A 17,568-nucleotide genomic window follows, 5' to 3' on the forward strand; every position below is an offset into this window, starting at 1 on the left:
AAATTTTAAAGCTGTTTTTGATAAAATCAAAATTAAAATTAAAGGGAATAAATGCAGCACCTAATCCGTACAGCAGATTTTACAAAAGAAGAAATTCTAGAAGTTTTTGATGATGCTAGAATGTTTCTAGATATGCAAAGTAATGAAGTTCTAAAGGGAAAAATTGTAGTAAATCTATTTTTTGAAGATTCTACAAGAACTAGAAGTGCTTTTGAAATGGCAGCTAAAAGACTTGGAGCGCAGGTAATTTCTTTAGATGTAGGAAGAAGCTCAAGAAGCAAAGGTGAAACTATCTTTGATACTATTGCAAATATTAACGCAATGCAGCCAGATGCTATTACTATTAGACATAGTGAATGTGGACTTCCTGGAACTTTAGTTGACCATGTTGATTGTCCTATTATCAATGCCGGTGATGGTAAACATGCACATCCTACTCAAGCACTGTTAGACTTCTTTACTATTTATGAGCACTTTAATGGAGAAGTAGAAGGAAAGAAAATTGCAATTATTGGAGATGTAAAAAGTTCAAGGGTTGCAGGTTCTAATAGAAGACTTCTTTCAAGATTTGGAATGGACGTTTGTTTTGTTGCTCCTGATTGTTTCAAATATGAAGATAGTGAGTTTAAACAATATGATACTTTAGATGAAATCATTGATGAGGTTGATGTTGTTATGAGTTTAAGAACTCAACTTGAAAGACATGACGAAGTATATTTTACATCATTAACTGACTATGCAAAGAACTATTGTATTACAAAAGATACTTTTGGAGATAGAGATATTTTATTACTTCACCCAGGACCAGTAAATAGAAATATTGATATTTCTGATGAAATGTTAGTTGACCCTAGAAATAAAATCTTAGAGCAAGTAAGAAATGGTGTTGCTGTAAGAATGGCAATTTTAAAGAAACTTATAAAGTAAACTAGCTAAATAAATTGAATAAAGACTTACAAAATCTACTAAATAAATATGGCTCTTCAAAGGAGCCATTTTTTTTTCTTATCTCTTATGATTTATCAAAATCTTATGTAAAACCGTTAAGTGAACTTCCTAATGAAGTAAAATATGAGATAAATGAAAAAGTATCTTCAAAACTTTCAACTAAAGCCTTAGAAAAAGAAGAGTTGAAAAAGTATCCACTATCTTTTAACGAGTATAAAAAGACTTTTGATATTTTACAAGAACATATTAAAAATGGAAACTCTTATATTCTAAACTTAACAGCAAAAACAAAAATAGAAACTAAATTTTCATTAGATGAAATCTATAAAAAAGCAAATGCAAAATATAAGTTAAAATTTTTTGATGAGTTTGTTTGTTTTTCCCCTGAAAAATTTATAGAAATCAAAAAAAATAAAATAGCAACATATCCTATGAAAGGAACAATTGATAGTAAGGTTGAAAATGCAAGTGCCAAAATCTTAGGAAATATAAAAGAGATGGCAGAACATACTATGGTTGTAGATTTACTTCGAAATGATTTAGGAATTGTGGCAAACAAAATAAAAGTAGACAAGTTTAGGTATATTGATAAAATAAATGCAGGTGATAAAAAACTTTTACAAGTTAGTTCTAAAATAACGGGACAACTTGATGAAGATTGGCACAGTAAAATAGGTGATATTTTAACTTCAATTTTACCAGCAGGTTCTATAACTGGAACGCCAAAGAAAAAAACTGTTGAAATACTAAAAGAGAATGAATCTTTCGATAGAGATTACTACACAGGTGTTTTTGGAGTATATGATGGAAAATCACTAAACTCTTGCGTTATGATAAGATTTATTGAAAAAGATGAAAAAGGAAACCTTTATTATAAAAGTGGTGGAGGAATTACCTGTGATTCAAATGTTGAAGATGAATACAAAGAGCTTATTGATAAAATCTACTTACCCTTTTAATTACAAAAAGATTACATAAAAACTTATTTTTTAAACTTGTAACCAAAAAGTTTATTTCTTGTATTAAAATCCTTGAAATTTTTTTTAGGAGAAGATATGAAGAACACTATTTTTGTAATAGAATATGCAAAAGGAAGTGACAAAGGCTTTGATGGTTTTAGACCTGATACTAAACCAATTTTAGATGCAATTGAGGAAGTTGGTGATTATAAAACTGAGATAGTTTTTTATAGACCAAATAGAAAGTATGAACTACTTGAGTATTTAAAAGAAAAAGCAGTTTCAGTTATAAGTAGAATTAACCCAGGAAATTTAAAAGAAGTAGATGAATATTTTCAATTCTTAAAGGCATTAGGAAATGCAGGAGTTGAAGTTCATACTCACCCAGATGTTATGATTAATCTTGATTTTAAAGATATTCTAGCAAAACTAAAGGGAACTAGACTTGGTGATGAAGATACATATTTTTACAATACATTCACTGATTTTGCAAGAAAATTCCCTGCTGATTTAGATAAATATGGAATTAGAGTTTTAAAGACAAACTACGGTTCTACAGGTGAGGGCGTATATTTAGTATCTAAAAAAGATGATGGTTCAATTTTCTCTGTTGAGGCTGTAAACAATGAGAAATTTTACTATGACAACATCAATGAGTTTTTAGAAAAGTTTGAATCAAGATTTGAAGAAGAATCAGAATATGCCGCATACTTCAAAGGTAAAAATGGTTTTGTAGGATGTAGATATTTAGAAAGAATTGCTGAAGGTGAAGTAAGAGTTTTACTTGTAAATGATAAACCTATTTCTGTTGTTCATAAAAAACCTCAAGAGGGTGAATTTTCTGCAACTTTATTCTCTGGGGCTCAATATAAATATGAATCACCAGATGATCCAAAATGGAAAGATGTAGTTAAACTTACAACAAAAGGTTTAAAGGATTTAAAACCATTTTTAAAAGGTCAAAACTATCCACTTCTTTGGACTATGGATTATATTATGGATTATGATAAAGATGGAAATGATATCTATGTTTTATCTGAAATCAACTGCTCTTGCGTAGGAATCACAACAGAACTTCAATATGCAAAAGAAGTTGCAAAGGTATTTGAAACTTCAAAGAAAAAGAAGAAAAAGTAGGTTTATCCTACTTTTTTGCTTCTATATCTTTTTATAATTTTTTAATTAAAAAATAAAAGGATATAAATGAAAAATACAGCACTACTATTAATAGACTTACAAAATGACTATTTCTCAAGTTTTGAAGGGGCAAAATACCCTTTAGTAAACTCAGAAAAAGCTTCAAAAAATGCTTCAATACTTTTAGAAGAGTTTAGGAAAAAAGCTTTAAACATAATACATATAAAACATGAAAACCCAAATGAAAATGCACCTTTCTTTGAAATAGGTTCAAAGGGAGCACAAATACACAATAGCGTCAAACCTTTAGAAGAAGAAACTGTAATAAGTAAAAATTTTCCAAATTCTTTTTTAAAAACACAACTAAAAGAAGTTTTGGAAGAAAAGGAAATAGACTCGCTTATAATTGTGGGAGCTATGACTCATATGTGTGTAGATGCAACACTTAGAGCTGCAAAAGATTTTGGATATAATTGCACTGTTATAAATGATGCTTGTGCAACAAAAAATTTAGAGTTTAATGGAAAAGTTGTATCTTCTAAAGATGTACAAAATAGTTTTATGGCAGCTTTTGAGTTTGCTTATGCAAAAGTAGAGAGTACAAATGATTTTTTAAAAGGCTTTGATTGTTAAAATTAAATAACTTACTTGTTTTATATGTTTACGATAAACACTCTTCTAAAAATGAGGTTTTACCACTTTTGCAAAAAAACTTAAAAAAGGTTTTTACTGCAAATAGTTTAAAGCAAGCAAAAAGTTCTTATAAAAAATATTCACCATGTATTATTGTTGTAGATGACTCTTTTTACGATAATACAATGGTGAAGTTTCTTCAGGAAGTTAGGCAAAGTGATATTAAAACAGCAGTTATAATTTTAAGTGCTAATAAAACAAATGCTTATCTTTATGATTTAATAGAGCTATATATTACAAAGTATATTTTAAAACCTTTTTGCCAAGATAAGTTTTTAGAAGGTCTTGAAAAATGTCTTGAAGTTATAGAAAGTAGAATATATAGCAATATAAATTTAGGAAATGGCATCTTGTTTAATTTCCAAACTCAAAGCATAACAAAAGATGGGAAGGTTTTTATTTTGAATAAAAAAGAATCTATCTTAGTAAATCTTTTTATCCAAAACCCAAATAGAGTTATTACTTATGAAGAGTTAGAATACCATATTTGGGATAATGAGTGCACAACTGCTGCCTTAAAGTCTTTGATTAGAGACTTTAGAAAAAAGACTTATAAAACAATTTTACAAAACTATTCAGGCATAGGCTATAAGTTAAATATAGAAAACTAAGCCTTACTCCATAATCTCAAAAAGTTTATTATGTCATCTTTAACATAGATATTCTCTGTTATATCATGTTTTGTTTGAGCTAAGATTACTACCTTTGCATTTTTATATTTTTTCAATGCTTTAGTACAGTGTCCTTGAACTTCATGGTCTTTATTAGGTTCTGATTTTTCACTAAAAAATTCATCATGGGTTCCAATGATATTTAAAAATGGGTCTTTCTTTTTTGCTCCAATTTTAAAATCCTTTGAGTAGTAACTATTTTCACAAGAATAAGCTGTAACTATTCTTCCTTTAAATTCATTTCCTTTATAAAATGCTGCTGCTAAGCCCCCTTCAGAATTACCCATTAGAAACATATTGTTTTTATCTACAAAGTTAAACGCTAAAATACTTTTTAAATTATAGACAATCTCTGCTTGTCTTAGTTTATGAACTTTTTCATAGGAACTTAATTTATCAGGGGTTGAATATGTAGGTCTATTTTTGATTTTTAGTGAGTTTGGAGAGATAAAAATAAAGCCTTGTTCTACAATCCATTTTCTATAAATAGTTCCTTTATTTAAGCCCTTTGAACCATGGATAAATAAAACAAGTGGGAATTTTTCTTTATACTCACTATAGTATTTAAACTCTTTTTTGAATTTATATAGTTGTCCAAAGTAAGGTTTTTTTATTCCCATAAACCCTTTTGGTAAACCAACATAAGCATATTTAAATGTGTCATAGAAGTTTTCATATTCTTTTATTGTCTTTTTTATTTCAATCAAACTAGTAGTTCCTAAAATTTTTTTGGATATTATAACCAAAAATATAAACAATAAAGAGACAATATTTATGAACTATTTTGAGACAATTAGATGTGAAGATTATGAGGTTTTTAATTTAGAATACCATGAAAAAAGAGTTGCAAAAGCTGTGGCTTTGAATTTAAATCTTCAAGAGTATCTTTATGCTCCATCAAATGAACTTTTAAGATGTAAAGTTATTTATGATGAGAACTCAATTTTAAGTGTAGAGTTTTTCCCTTATAAAAAAAGAGAAATAAATAGTTTTAAAATTATAGAAGATAACCAAATAGAGTATTCAAAAAAATATTTAGATAGAAGTAGTATTGATAGCTTGTATGAGAAAAGAGGCTCTTGTGATGAAATTATTATCATTAAAAATGGTTTAGTAACTGATACTTCAATTGCAAATATTGCTATTTATGATGGAACTACTTGGTTGACTCCTAAAAAACCACTTTTAGAAGGAACCACAAGAGCAAGGCTTTTAAAAGAGGGCTCTTTAGTAGAAAAAGATATTGATTTACAGATGCTAAAGCAAAGTAAAAAATTAGCTCTTATGAATGCAATGATTGATTTTGATGTAATAGAGGATTATTCATTTTCTTTATAGATTCGGTTTAGAAGATTCTTCCATTTATCTTCCTTCCCCCAGTCTATTTTTACTCTTTTGTGAATCTTTTTATTTTTTAATATAAAGGCTTCTTTTTCATTAAAAATAAACTTTGGAGTTAAATCTGTTCTTTTGACAAAAGGAAGAACTCTAAAACTTAGATTGTCTAGTATTAAAGGTATAGAGTTTTTGTTTTCTAAGTAAGTTAATACCATGTGATAGTTTGTTGCACTTTTTACTTTTACAACAGCTAAAAAAAGTTTATCTTTAGGAATCCCAACTTCTTGCAGGGTAAAATATTTTGCAATTGCATAGTCCTCACAATCGCCTTTTCCTTCTATAATAAACTCTTTTGGAGTAGCCCAATAATCATCTGAACTATATTTTGTAGAATCATTTACAGGTAAAATCTTATTATAAAAACTATTTACATAGTTTAGTTTTTTCTCTAGTGAGAAGTCTTTTATTTTTGTTTTTAACTCTAAATATTTTAAAAGTCGTAAATAAACGGCTTTTTTATTTGGATTATTTTTAAGCTCTTCTTTGTCTTTGTCATTTAAAGTTATACTTTTTGCTTGTAAAAATAATGTAGAAATTAAAATAAGTAGAATTATGCGTTTCATAAGTTATAATAACAAACTAATTTAAAATGCAGGATTAAAAATGATTAACAATATATTAGAAGATGTAGAATACAAAGAATTAGTTAGTGAACAAATAAAAGATACAATGATTTATTTAGTAAACAAAGGTCAAGAGTTTGCAATAACTGCAAATATTGATGCCGTTGATTTCAACCCTGAACTACCTGTTGCAACAAAAGAACAACTTGCAAAGTTTTCCCTATTTATCTTAAAAAATTATACTTATAGTACTATCAAAATAGAAGAAGATTTTATAAGTTTTGAGGCAGGTTTTGGAAGTGAAAACTTTGGTTCAACAGTTAAGATACCATTTCATGCAGTTTTCCAAATAGTTGTTGATGAGTCTATTTTATTTGTAAATTCAGTTGCTACAATAGATAAATACAATGAAAATGTAATCAAAGAAAAATCAATGAATATCTTCAAAAACAATCCAAATAACAAAAGATTTAAGTAATTTTGAGTTTAGAACGAGAAATAAAGACTGCATTTAAAATCTCTATCCCTGTTATGATGGGATACTCTGTTTTAGGTTTTGCCTTTGGATTACTGTTAGTATCTTTTGATTATCCATGGTATTTAGCACCTATTATGTCTCTTTTTATTTATGCAGGAGCTTTACAATTTGTTGCAATAAACTTTTTCAATGCAAAAGCAGGTTTTGTAGATATAGCAATTGCTTCTTGGTTTGTAAACTTAAGACAATCCTTTTATGGCTTATCTTTATTAAAGAGATTTAAAAAAACAGGAAAGCTAAAACCTTATTTGATATTTGGTTTGACAGATGAAACATATGCCTTATTAACAACAATAAAAGATGATGAGCAACTAAAAAAGAAGTGGTACTATTTCTTTTTGACAGCTTTCAATCAAGCTTATTGGTTCACAGGTGCAACTTTAGGAGCAATTGTTGGTTCAAATATTGAGTTTAATACAGCAGGTTTGGAGTTTTCATTAACAGCTCTTTTTGTTGTTCTTTGTATAGAACAATATAAGAACTTAAAAAACTCAATACCATTTTTGATAGGTTCAATTGCTTCAGTTGTTGCTTTGATATTAGTTCCTTCAGACAAGATGCTTATTGTAACTATTTCTCTTGCTTTAGTATTACTGTTCTTTTTTAGACAAAGGCTAAGTAATGAGTAGTATAGAACTTTATATTGCAATAGCAATTATGGCTGTAGTAAACTTTTTGACAAGAGTATTTCCCTTTGTATTTTTTGCAAAGAAAGATTTACCAAAGTCAATGGAGTTTATTGAGAAGTTTTTCCCCGCAACTATTATGACAATTTTGGTTTTTTATACTTTGAAAGATGTTGATTTCTCTTTATATCCACATGGAATAAAAGAAGTAGGGGGAATAGTTTTTACAGCCTTTTTACATTTGACTCTAAAAAACTATTTGGTTTCTATCTTTTTAGGAACTATCTTTTATATGGCTTTAGTGCAATATTTTTAGCACTAAAGCTTAACTATAGATGATTTTATTTCTACCTGTTTTTTTTGCCTCATAAAGTCTTTCATCTGCAAGTCTCATTATTGAATCAATAGTTGACTCTTCTGTAGGAATTAAACTTACTAAACCTCCCGAGATAGTTACATAATCACTTACTGTACTTCCTTCATTTTTAATTTCAAGTTTAGCAATTGAGTTTTCTAATTTATCTAAGATAGTTAAAATCTCTTCTTCATTTTTATTTGTAAAAAGAATAGTAAACTCTTCACCACCCACTCTATAAACAGAGATACTATTGTCTTTACATAACTGTTTTAATGCCTTAGAAACTTTGATTAGGGCCTCATCACCTTTTGCATGTCCATAAGTGTCATTTAGCTTTTTAAAGTAATCTATATCAAATATCATTACAGAAATAAGTGTATTTGTATCTTTCTTTTCTTCAAGCTCTTTTTCAAACTGTTCATCAAAATATCTTCTATTATATATTTTTGTAAGTTGGTCTGTTATTGAAAGTTCTTCAAGCTTTTTATTAATCTTTCTAAGCTCTTTTTCTGCTTTAAGTCTAGCTTTTCTTTCTCTAATAAGATTAATCGTTTTAATAGATAATTTATCATACATAGAAAGAATAGTTTCAATAAGACTTTTCATTGAACCACTCATCATACTTTCAGTTTCAAAAACAGCTTCTTGCATACTTTTACCATCTTCTAAAGCTTTAATAACTAATGCAAACCTTTTGTCTTCATCTACTATATGAAAGGCTAACCATCTAATTAAAAATAGAAGAATCTCTTCAATAGCTTCATTATAGTTTTTATCTTTGTTTTTCTCTTTTAACTCTAATACTTTTGGTAAAAAAGATTCATGACTATGATTATGTTGTTTAAGAAGTTCTTCGTCTTTGATATGCTTTTGCCAAACCTTCTCTTCACTTTTAAAATGAAAATCTGCATATTTTGCTAACTCATTGAAAGTCTCTTCTACTTCAATAGTTTCATCTTGTGTTAAACTATTAGCAAGCTTATTTAGAAGCTCTATAATAGTCTTATGCTGTTCATCTATTTCTTCAATACCTATTTCAAGATTTTCATTCCAAGGGAAAATCTCAAAGTTTTCTGTGATTTTTTTCGTCAAGTCCTAGTCCCTAAATTGTATGTAATAAACTTTTTTATTATTGTAACAAATGTGACTGAAAAATATTCTTTATAGAGTAAATAAATGTAAATATTATGTAGGTTTTAAGATGAGCAAAAAAGCCCATCAAAAAGTTTATTGTTTTGGTGCAAATGGGAATAAAGCAGATCCCCATGTAAGTCCAGCTCCAAAAGCATCAAATAAAAGCATATCACCTTTTTTGATTTTACCTTGCTCATAAGCATAGTTCATAGCCATTGGAATTGATGCAGCAGAAGTATTTCCATATTTGTCAACAGTTACAACTGTTTGCTCATCATTTAATCCTAAAGCTTTTCCTACTGCTGAGATAATTCTATAGTTTGCTTGATGAGGGATAAAGTGAGTAATATCTTTATTTGTGATATTATGTTTTTCCATCATATCTTGTACATCAGAAGTTAAAGTTTTAACAGCAAGTTTGAAAGTCTCATTTCCTTTCATTCTAATACAAGCCATTTTATTATCTAAAACCTCTTGGCTACAAGGATGTTTACTTCCACCACCAGCAGTTTTAATTAAATCATCATAATTTCCATCACTTGAGCAGTTTACATCAATTATAGCTTCTTCTTTTTTGTCTGTAGCAGAAATAATAGCTGCTCCAGCCCCATCTCCGAAGATAAAGCATGTTGTTCTATCTGTATAATCTAAAATTGAAGTATATTTTTCTGCACCAATTATTAGTACATTTTTTTTCATTCCTGACTCAATGAATGCTTTTGCCACAGAAACTGCATAAACAAAACCTGTACATGCGGCACTTACGTCAAATGCTTGAACTGGAGGTAAATCAAGTTTTGATGCAATTAAACAAGCAGTAGATGGCATACAAAGATAATCAGGAGTTACTGTTGCACAGATAACTAAATCTATATCTTCTTTTGCAATATTTGCTCTGTCAATAGCAACTTGTGCTGCTCTTGCACCTAAATCAGATGAAGCTTCATTTTCTTCTGAGATTCTTCTTTCTTTGATTCCTGTTCTTTTAGTAATCCATTCATCTGTAGTGTCAATGATTTTTTCAAAATCAAAATTAGTCATAATCTTTGGAGGTATATAAGCTCCAATTGATCTAAACGCTGCATACGTCATAAAAATTTTCCTTAAATAAAAAAGAGGGGATTAAGAGCTATATTGCTTTAATCTCTCTTCAATATCGTTGTTTAAGTTAGAACTTGCACTATTGATAGCTTGAAAAATAGCATTTTGAATAGCTTTAGGATTTGATTTCCCATGTGCAATGATAACTGGAGCTTTTACACCTAGTAGTGGAGCACCACCATATTCAGCATAATCTACTCTAACTTTTAAGTTTTTAAATACTTTTCTCATTAATACTGCACCAGCAATTGAGATAAGTGATCGTTTAAGGTTTTTCTTGATAATTTGACCTATAGTATCTGCTACACCTTCAGCAGTCTTAAGTAAAATATTACCAATAAATCCATCACAAACAACAACATCAACTGAACCTTTAAAAATATCACTACCTTCTACATTTCCTGCAAAGTTAGGAATTTTAGAAATTAGTTTAAAGGCTTCCTTAGTAACTTCATTACCTTTGCTCTCTTCTTCACCATTGCTTAATAATCCAACTAGTGGTTCATCAATTTGTAAAACATCTCTTGCATATACTTGACCCATAACTGCAAATTCAAATAGGTTTTTTGAATCACAATCAACATTTGCTCCAACGTCTAATACTAATGTATTTTGGTTTTCACTTGTTGGCATAAGTGTTGCAATTGCTGGTCTAGAAACACCTTTGATTCTTCCGATTCTAAGTGTTGCTAAAGACATTGATGCCCCTGAGTGACCTGCTGAAACAACTGCATCTGCTTCTCCAGACTTAACTAAATCAATTGCTTTGTAAATAGTTGAATCTTTTCTTTTTAATGCATCTGTTGCAGAATCAGTCATACTGATAACATCTTCTGTATGTACAATTTCTACTCTGTTTTTTAAGTGTGAAGGGATTAAGTTTTCAAGTTGAGTTTTATCACCTACTGCAATAGCAGTAAAGTTATTATTTAGTCTTAGAGCGGCAATTAAACCGTCTATTATGGGTTCGGGACCGAAATCCCCTCCCATAGCATCAATAGCAATTTTAAGCATTAGTTTTTGTATTCACCAGTATTTGGGTTTACCGTGTGAGGCATCTTCCAAGTTCCGTCACTATCTTTTACCGGTCTTTTTAAAGTAATTTTATAGTGAGTTCTTCTCTTAGCTGCTCTAGTATGAGATACTCTTCTCTTAGGTACTGCCATATTATTCTCCTTATTTAATATTCTTTATCGACTAATTCACAATCTGTACAGTTATTACAGATATGATAGTCACTGTATATAGATGATATTTCACTTTCAATTATAGCATTGAAGTCTATCATATGATCATCTATTTCTATTACTAAGTCTTCTGACTCAGAGGATTCATTCTTGAAAATACCATCACTTATCAAGAAATTAAACTCTTCCTCTAAAGTAACAGTATCGTCTTCACCACATCTTGCACATTGAACTGTAGTTTTACCATTTAAAGTGCTGTCGATTTTGACTAATGATGGCGATATTTTACAAAAAGTACCTTCAATTTTAACTGAATTGAACTCTGCGCTAAAGTTTTTAGGGCTTTGTGGTACTTTTCTAAATTCTATTTTCATTTAAAATATGAACTATTCTTAGCAAATTTCTCTGTCAGAGAAGAAAAATTTAATTTCGATAGCTGCATTTTCTAAAGAATCTGATCCGTGAACTGCATTTGCATCAATTGATTCAGCGAAATCTGCTCTGATTGTACCAGCTGCAGCTTCTTTAGGGTTAGTAGCACCCATTAAATCTCTGTTTTTAGCCATTGCATCTTCACCTTCTAAAACAGTAACAACAACTGGTCCAGAAATCATGAATTCAACTAATTCACCAAAGAAAGGTCTTTCAGCGTGAACTGCATAAAATGCTTCAGCATCTGCTTTAGATAACTGTACTTTTTTAGTTGCAGCAATTCTTAATCCGTTTGATTCAAATCTGTCTAAGATTTTTCCAACAACGTTTTTAGCTACTGCATCAGGTTTAATGATTGATAACGTTTGTTCCATAGGTATTTTCCTCTTTAATTTTTTAAGTCGCGGATTATACCTAAAAAATAAAAAAAAGGCAAGTAGTAAAAAATACTACTCACCTTTGGCATAATAAAATTGTATATAATTAATGTTAAAAATTAGTTATTAATCTTCAACGCAAGGTTCACCCTCAGTCATACCATCTCTAACTGGGTGTGCTGCACCTTCTCTAGCATCCCATACGATACATCCTTCAGTAGGACATGCTTCTGCACATGCAGGTTCATCATTGTCACCGATACACTCAGTACATGTATCAGCATTTACAAAATAGATATCCTCACCTGTTGGGTTTTCATCATTATCAACAATTGATTCAGTTGGACATTCATCTAAACATGCATCGCAATTAATACAAATATCTGTAATCTTAACTGCCATTTATAACTCCTTGTTAAATTTTAGAAACTTTAGCACAGTAATAATAAATTTATCTTTAAGTCTTTATATTATTATAAAACCCACAGAATGGTAGTTTAATGAAAATAATAACAACTATCAAATAGTAAAAGAAAAGAAAACTATTATTTCTTTTATTTGGATAAAAATTTTCCTAAAATAAAATTTGTCTTAAATTTTAAACTTTATCTATTCACTTATTATTAGTTTTAATTAGTTTGTACTATAATTTCATCACAAATTAATTTTAATAAAAGGAAATTACATGTTAGTTACAAAAAAAGCTCCAGATTTCACAGCTACAGCAGTACTTGCTGATGGTCAAATTGTTGAAGATTTTAACCTATATGATAACATTGGTGAGAAAGGTGCGGTATTATTTTTCTATCCATTAGATTTTACATTCGTTTGTCCTTCAGAAATTATCGCATTCTCTAAAAGAATTGAAGAGTTTACTTCAAGAGGTATCAATGTAATTGGTGTTTCTGTTGACTCACAATTCTCTCACTTCGCTTGGAGAGAAACTCCAGTTGAAAATGGTGGAATCGGAAGAATTAAGTATCCATTAGTTGCTGACTTAAGCAAACAAATCTCTAAAGATTACGATGTATTATTCGGAGAGTCTGTAGCATTAAGAGGATCTTTCTTAATTGACAAAGATGGAACTGTTAGACATGCTGTAATTAACGACTTACCATTAGGTAGAAACATTGACGAGATGATCAGAATGGTAGATACTATGTTATTTACTAATGAGCACGGTGAAGTTTGTCCTGCAGGTTGGTCAAAAGGTGATGAAGGTATGAAAGCAGACAAAGATGGTGTTGCTGAATATCTTGCTAAGCACGAAGGTGACTTATAATATTTAAGTAAAGATGCCTCTCTTGGGCATCTTTGCACTTTCTAGCAATTAATTTCTTGACATTTTTTTAAATAAACACTAAAATAACACTATAAAATTCTTAATAACACTACAAAACTTACATTACTTTATGTAATTCTATAAAAGGCAAAATATACTTATGGAAGAGTCAAAAACTCAATCTAAACAAAAATCTACCAATAATGGTAGGAAAACAAGAACTCACGTACCCGTAGAGGGCTTTAAAATTGAACAACTAAGAGAACTTCCCCTTGAAGACCTTCTTAAAATAGCAAAAGACTTAGAAGTAGAAAACCCACAAGAACTTAAAAGACAAGACTTAATGTTTAACATTTTAAAATCACAAATCGATCAAGGTGGTTTTATTCTGTTTACAGGAATCCTTGAAATTAAAGATGGTGGTTTTGGTTTCTTAAGAGCTATGGATGGAAACTTTTCAGATACATCAAATGATTCATATGTTTCAGCAACACAAATTAGAAAGTTTGCATTAAGAACAGGTGACATTGTAAGTGGACAAGTTAGACCACCAAACAAAGATAGTGAAAAATATAATGCTTTATTAAAAATTGAAGCAATTAACTACCTACCAATCAACGAATCAAAAAACAGACCTCTATTTGACAACTTAACTCCTTTATATTCAACTGAAAGATTTAAATTTGAGTATGACCAAACAAGAATGACAGGAAGAATGTTAGACTTATTTGCTCCAATGGGTAAAGGTCAAAGGGGTCTAATTGTTGCACCTCCAAAAACTGGTAAAACTGAGTTACTAAAAGAGTTAGCTCATGGTATTACAAGAAATCATCCTGATACTCACTTAATGGTTCTTTTAATTGATGAAAGACCAGAAGAGGTAACTGATATGCAAAGGTCTGTTAAAGGTGAAGTTTATTCTTCTACTTTCGATTTACCAGCACATAATCATGTTAGAGTTGCAGAGATTGTAATTGAAAAAGCAAAAAGACTTGTAGAGATGAAAAAAGATGTTGTAATCTTACTTGATTCTATTACAAGACTAGCAAGAGCATATAATACTGTTACTCCAAGTTCAGGAAAAGTACTTTCTGGTGGGGTTGATGCAAATGCACTTCATAAGCCAAAAAGATTCTTTGGTGCAGCTAGAAATATTGAAGAGGGTGGTTCTTTAACTATTATCTCAACAGCACTTATTGAAACTGGTTCAAAAATGGATGAAGTTATTTTTGAAGAGTTCAAAGGTACTGGTAACTCAGAAGTTGTATTATCTAGAAATGCAGCTAATAGAAGAGTTTACCCAGCACTTGATATTATTAAATCTGGAACTAGAAAAGAAGAGTTACTTCTTACTCCTGAGATTTTACAAAAAACTTGGATTTTAAGAAATGCAATTGGTTCTATGGATGAAGTAGAAGCACTTAAATTCTTATATTCAAAAATGCAAAAAACAAAAAACAATGAAGAGTTTTTCGCAGGAATGAACGAGTAAAAATTGTAGTCCCAAAAGGGGCTGCTTTTTTTTGTCTATAATCTTAAGTATAATAATCAAGATTAAAATACTTGGTATTCTTAAAGTAAAATCAAAATTACAAATAAGTTACCTCTTTAATACTTGTTTTATGCTTTTTTGTATAATATTCGGCCACAAATAAGGACTTATTATGATAACTATTAAAAATCTGAATAAATTTTATGGTAGTACTAAAGTTTTAAATGATATATCAATTGACATTAAAGAAGGTGAGATTTTCGCTATTGTTGGCCACAGTGGTGCAGGAAAATCTACACTTTTAAGATGTATAAATGGACTTGAAGATTATAGTGATGGTTCATTAAAAGTAAACGATAGAGAGATTAAAACACTTGATAAAAACAGTTTAAGAGAGTTTAGAAAAAATATTGGAATGATTTTTCAACATTTTTCACTAATTCAAAGAAAAACTGTATATGAAAATGTTGCACTTCCAATGCAACTTTGGGGATATACTAAGAGTGAAATTGATAAAAAAGTAAATGATTTATTAGCTCTTGTTGGTTTAGAAAACAAACTAAACTCATACCCTAGTCAATTAAGTGGTGGACAAAAACAGCGTGTTGCTATTGCTAGAGCATTGACTTTAGACCCAGAAGTTTTATTGTCAGATGAAGCAACATCTGCCCTTGACCCAAATACAACTACTTCTATTTTAAATCTTTTAAAAGAGATTAATGAAAAACTTAACATTACTATTGTAATTGTTACTCACGAGATGGAAGTTGTAAAACAAATAGCTCAAAAAGCATTACTTTTAGAGCATGGAAATATTATTGGTTTTGATGATACAGAAGAGCTATTTTTAAAACCAGATGAAAAGATGAAACACTTCTTAGGTGAGAGTGAAGTAGTTCCTGCTCAGGGTGTAAATATAAAGCTATATTTTCCAAAGGATAATGCTTATCAATCTTTTATTACAAAGATGGCAAGAGAGTTAGATATGGACTTTAATATTGTATGGGGAAAATTAGAAGAGATAAATACTCATATTGTAGGAAATATGGTTATAAATATTGAAGAAGTAAATCAGCAAAAAGTGATTGATTATATTAAAGAGCATGACATTGTATGGGAGGTGTTATAATGGTTGATATTTTATTACCAGCCCTTGGTGAAACTGTATATATGTCTTTTGTTTCTACATTTTTTGCAGTAGTAATTGGATTTCTTTTAGCAATTGTTCTAATTCTTACTTCAAAAGGTGGATTAAGAGAGAACTTAAAACTATATACAATATTAGATGTTGTGATTAATACATTAAGATCTTTTCCATTTATTATCTTAATGATTGTTTTATTTCCTCTTACAAAGTTTTTAATAGGAAAAAGTATTGGTACAACAGCAGCTATTATTCCACTTACAATTGGAGCTGCCCCTTTTATAGCTAGACTTATCGAGAGTGCATTTAAAGAAGTAGATAAAGGTGTTATAGAAGCTGCAAAATCATTTGGTGCAAGTGATTGGCAAATTATTTTCAAAGTGATGCTTGTAGAAGCATTACCTAGTATAGTTTCAGCTATTACTTTAACACTAATTACAGTTATTGGTTTTTCTGCTATGGCAGGAGCTGTTGGTGGTGGAGGTTTAGGAGATGTAGCTATTAAGTATGGTTATTACAGATTCCAAACAGACACAATGTTATATACAGTAGTTATATTAATTGCCTTAGTTCAATTAGTACAAAGTACTGGTGATTATATTTATAAAATAACTAAAAAATAAGAAAGGATTTAGATGTTAAAAAATATTTTAAAATTAGCATTACTTGGTGCAGTAGCACTTGGGTTTGTTGCTTGTACAGGTTCTGAAGAACCAAAAGAAGAAGCAAAAAAAGTTATCAAAGTTGGAGCTACTCCAGTTCCTCACTCAGAGATTTTAGAAGTTGTTAAACCACTTTTAAAAGCTAAAGGTTATGAGTTAGAAATCGTTGAGTTTACTGATTATGTTACTCCAAATATTGCAGTTGATGAAGGGCAATTAGATGCAAACTTCTTCCAACACACTCCATATTTAGTTGAGTTTAACAAATCAAAAAATACTAAATTAGTTAAAACTGTAAATGTTCACTTAGAGCCAATGGGATTATACTCTAATAAAATCAAGTCACTTGATGAGTTAGCGGATGGTGCAACTATTGCAGTACCAAATGACCCAACAAATGGAAGTAGAGCTTTAGATGTATTAGTTAAAGAAGGTTTATTAAAATTCAAAGATGTTCAGTTTAAGACTGCAATTGATATTATTGAAAACCCAAAAAACTTAAAAATCAAAGAGTTAGATGCTCCTCAATTACCAAGAGTTCTTGATGAAGTAGATGCTGCAATTATTAATACAAACTATGCTTTAGCTGCTGATTTAAATCCTACTAAAGATGCACTAGTAATTGAGTCAAAAGATTCTCCATATGCTAATATTTTAGTTGTAAGAGAAGGTAATGAAAACAAAGATTATATCAAAGCATTAGATGAAGTATTAACGTCAAAAGAGGTTAAAGAGTTTATTGCTACTAAATATAAAGGTTCTATTGTAGAAGCTTTCTAATATAAAAAGAAGGAGTTTTTCCTTCTTTTTAATCTTCCTTTACAAACATATTTATTACATATGTAACTGCTGTAAATGCTACTAAA

23 protein-coding genes are annotated in these 17,568 nt (G+C 29.6%); 14 read left to right on the forward strand and 9 right to left on the reverse strand.

The window, feature by feature from the left end:
• Window positions 1-51: 51 nt before the first annotated feature.
• The 5 genes from CRV02_RS05475 (at window position 52) to CRV02_RS05495 (ending at window position 4,348) form a co-directional block, all read left to right on the forward strand.
• Window positions 52-927: an aspartate carbamoyltransferase catalytic subunit gene (locus CRV02_RS05475; RefSeq protein WP_129084601.1), complete on the forward strand. Its 876-nt coding sequence runs from the start codon at window positions 52-54 to the stop codon at window positions 925-927.
• A 14-nt stretch (window positions 928-941) separates the two neighbouring features.
• The gene (locus tag CRV02_RS05480; RefSeq protein WP_129089485.1) at window positions 942-1,907 is read left to right on the forward strand and encodes an aminodeoxychorismate synthase component I; all 966 of its coding nucleotides are present in this window, start codon (window positions 942-944) and stop codon (window positions 1,905-1,907) included.
• 96 nt (window positions 1,908-2,003) lie between these two features.
• Window positions 2,004-3,044, forward strand: a complete 1,041-nt coding sequence (locus CRV02_RS05485) for a Cj0069 family protein (protein ID WP_129089486.1) — start codon at window positions 2,004-2,006, stop codon at window positions 3,042-3,044.
• A gap of 66 nt (window positions 3,045-3,110) precedes the next feature.
• Window positions 3,111-3,677 (forward strand): cysteine hydrolase family protein, encoded by a 567-nt coding sequence (locus CRV02_RS05490; protein WP_129089487.1) that lies wholly within the window; start codon window positions 3,111-3,113, stop codon window positions 3,675-3,677.
• Complete coding sequence (locus CRV02_RS05495) at window positions 3,671-4,348, forward strand: response regulator transcription factor (protein ID WP_129089488.1); 678 nt, start codon at window positions 3,671-3,673, stop codon at window positions 4,346-4,348. The genes CRV02_RS05490 and CRV02_RS05495 overlap by 7 nt, the downstream gene beginning before the upstream one ends.
• On the opposite strand, the gene CRV02_RS05500 is transcribed toward CRV02_RS05495, so the two are convergent.
• The gene (locus tag CRV02_RS05500; protein WP_129089489.1) at window positions 4,345-5,115 is read right to left on the reverse strand and encodes a dienelactone hydrolase family protein; all 771 of its coding nucleotides are present in this window, start codon (window positions 5,113-5,115) and stop codon (window positions 4,345-4,347) included. The two genes, CRV02_RS05495 and CRV02_RS05500, sit on opposite strands and share 4 nt — an antisense overlap.
• A 67-nt stretch (window positions 5,116-5,182) precedes the next feature.
• On the opposite strand from CRV02_RS05500, the gene CRV02_RS05505 reads away from it, so the two are divergent.
• The gene (locus CRV02_RS05505) at window positions 5,183-5,746 is read left to right on the forward strand and encodes an aminotransferase class IV family protein (RefSeq protein WP_129089490.1); all 564 of its coding nucleotides are present in this window, start codon (window positions 5,183-5,185) and stop codon (window positions 5,744-5,746) included.
• On the opposite strand, the gene CRV02_RS05510 is transcribed toward CRV02_RS05505, so the two are convergent.
• Window positions 5,728-6,369, reverse strand: coding sequence for a transglutaminase-like cysteine peptidase (locus CRV02_RS05510; protein ID WP_129089491.1), 642 nt, complete (start codon window positions 6,367-6,369; stop codon window positions 5,728-5,730). The two genes, CRV02_RS05505 and CRV02_RS05510, sit on opposite strands and share 19 nt — an antisense overlap.
• 40 nt (window positions 6,370-6,409) lie before the next feature.
• On the opposite strand from CRV02_RS05510, the gene CRV02_RS05515 reads away from it, so the two are divergent.
• Genes CRV02_RS05515 through CRV02_RS05525 form a run of 3 tightly spaced genes read left to right on the forward strand, consistent with a single transcriptional unit; the run spans window position 6,410 to window position 7,849 of the window.
• Window positions 6,410-6,847 carry a hypothetical protein gene (locus CRV02_RS05515; RefSeq protein ID WP_129089492.1) on the forward strand — a complete coding sequence of 146 codons (438 nt, stop codon included), beginning with the start codon at window positions 6,410-6,412 and terminating at the stop codon, window positions 6,845-6,847.
• Between the two features lie 2 nt (window positions 6,848-6,849).
• Window positions 6,850-7,536: an AzlC family ABC transporter permease gene (locus tag CRV02_RS05520; protein ID WP_129089493.1), complete on the forward strand. Its 687-nt coding sequence runs from the start codon at window positions 6,850-6,852 to the stop codon at window positions 7,534-7,536.
• The gene (locus CRV02_RS05525) at window positions 7,529-7,849 is read left to right on the forward strand and encodes a branched-chain amino acid transporter permease (RefSeq protein ID WP_129089494.1); all 321 of its coding nucleotides are present in this window, start codon (window positions 7,529-7,531) and stop codon (window positions 7,847-7,849) included. The genes CRV02_RS05520 and CRV02_RS05525 overlap by 8 nt, the downstream gene beginning before the upstream one ends.
• 9 nt (window positions 7,850-7,858) lie before the next feature.
• Here the strand turns inward: CRV02_RS05525 and CRV02_RS05530 are convergent, their stop codons facing one another.
• The 7 genes from CRV02_RS05530 to CRV02_RS05560 all read right to left on the reverse strand — a co-directional run bounded on the left by CRV02_RS05530 (window position 7,859) and on the right by CRV02_RS05560 (window position 12,524).
• Entirely contained in the window at window positions 7,859-8,983 is a 1,125-nt protein-coding gene (locus CRV02_RS05530; protein WP_129089495.1) for a GGDEF domain-containing protein, read from the reverse strand.
• A gap of 135 nt (window positions 8,984-9,118) precedes the next feature.
• The gene (locus CRV02_RS05535) at window positions 9,119-10,117 is read right to left on the reverse strand and encodes a beta-ketoacyl-ACP synthase III (protein ID WP_129089496.1); all 999 of its coding nucleotides are present in this window, start codon (window positions 10,115-10,117) and stop codon (window positions 9,119-9,121) included.
• A gap of 30 nt (window positions 10,118-10,147) precedes the next feature.
• Complete coding sequence (gene plsX / locus CRV02_RS05540) at window positions 10,148-11,140, reverse strand: phosphate acyltransferase PlsX (RefSeq protein WP_129084614.1); 993 nt, start codon at window positions 11,138-11,140, stop codon at window positions 10,148-10,150.
• Entirely contained in the window at window positions 11,140-11,292 is a 153-nt protein-coding gene (gene rpmF / locus CRV02_RS05545) for a 50S ribosomal protein L32 (protein WP_129006532.1), read from the reverse strand. The genes plsX and rpmF overlap by 1 nt, the downstream gene beginning before the upstream one ends.
• Before the next feature lie 14 nt (window positions 11,293-11,306).
• On the reverse strand, window positions 11,307-11,687 hold the full coding sequence (locus CRV02_RS05550; protein ID WP_129084615.1) for a YceD family protein: 381 nt from the start codon (window positions 11,685-11,687) through the stop codon (window positions 11,307-11,309).
• A gap of 18 nt (window positions 11,688-11,705) precedes the next feature.
• Window positions 11,706-12,119: a nucleoside-diphosphate kinase gene (gene ndk / locus CRV02_RS05555; protein WP_129084616.1), complete on the reverse strand. Its 414-nt coding sequence runs from the start codon at window positions 12,117-12,119 to the stop codon at window positions 11,706-11,708.
• Between the two features lie 129 nt (window positions 12,120-12,248).
• Window positions 12,249-12,524 carry a 4Fe-4S dicluster domain-containing protein gene (locus CRV02_RS05560; RefSeq protein WP_129084617.1) on the reverse strand — a complete coding sequence of 92 codons (276 nt, stop codon included), beginning with the start codon at window positions 12,522-12,524 and terminating at the stop codon, window positions 12,249-12,251.
• A gap of 283 nt (window positions 12,525-12,807) precedes the next feature.
• On the opposite strand from CRV02_RS05560, the gene CRV02_RS05565 reads away from it, so the two are divergent.
• The 5 genes from CRV02_RS05565 (at window position 12,808) to CRV02_RS05585 (ending at window position 17,482) form a co-directional block, all read left to right on the forward strand.
• Window positions 12,808-13,404, forward strand: coding sequence for a peroxiredoxin (locus CRV02_RS05565; RefSeq protein WP_129084618.1), 597 nt, complete (start codon window positions 12,808-12,810; stop codon window positions 13,402-13,404).
• A gap of 160 nt (window positions 13,405-13,564) precedes the next feature.
• A complete protein-coding gene (gene rho / locus CRV02_RS05570; RefSeq protein WP_129089497.1) occupies window positions 13,565-14,896 on the forward strand; it encodes a transcription termination factor Rho in 1,332 nt (443 codons plus the stop codon).
• 172 nt (window positions 14,897-15,068) lie between these two features.
• On the forward strand, window positions 15,069-16,025 hold the full coding sequence (locus CRV02_RS05575; RefSeq protein ID WP_129089498.1) for a methionine ABC transporter ATP-binding protein: 957 nt from the start codon (window positions 15,069-15,071) through the stop codon (window positions 16,023-16,025).
• The gene (locus CRV02_RS05580) at window positions 16,025-16,663 is read left to right on the forward strand and encodes a methionine ABC transporter permease (protein WP_129084621.1); all 639 of its coding nucleotides are present in this window, start codon (window positions 16,025-16,027) and stop codon (window positions 16,661-16,663) included. Before CRV02_RS05575 ends, CRV02_RS05580 begins: the two co-directional genes overlap by 1 nt.
• Before the next feature lie 12 nt (window positions 16,664-16,675).
• Window positions 16,676-17,482 (forward strand): MetQ/NlpA family ABC transporter substrate-binding protein, encoded by an 807-nt coding sequence (locus tag CRV02_RS05585; protein ID WP_129084622.1) that lies wholly within the window; start codon window positions 16,676-16,678, stop codon window positions 17,480-17,482.
• The last annotated feature ends 86 nt before the right edge of the window (window positions 17,483-17,568 follow it).

This window comes from Arcobacter sp. CECT 8989, from assembly GCF_004116715.1.
In the GTDB taxonomy this organism is placed as follows: domain Bacteria; phylum Campylobacterota; class Campylobacteria; order Campylobacterales; family Arcobacteraceae; genus Halarcobacter.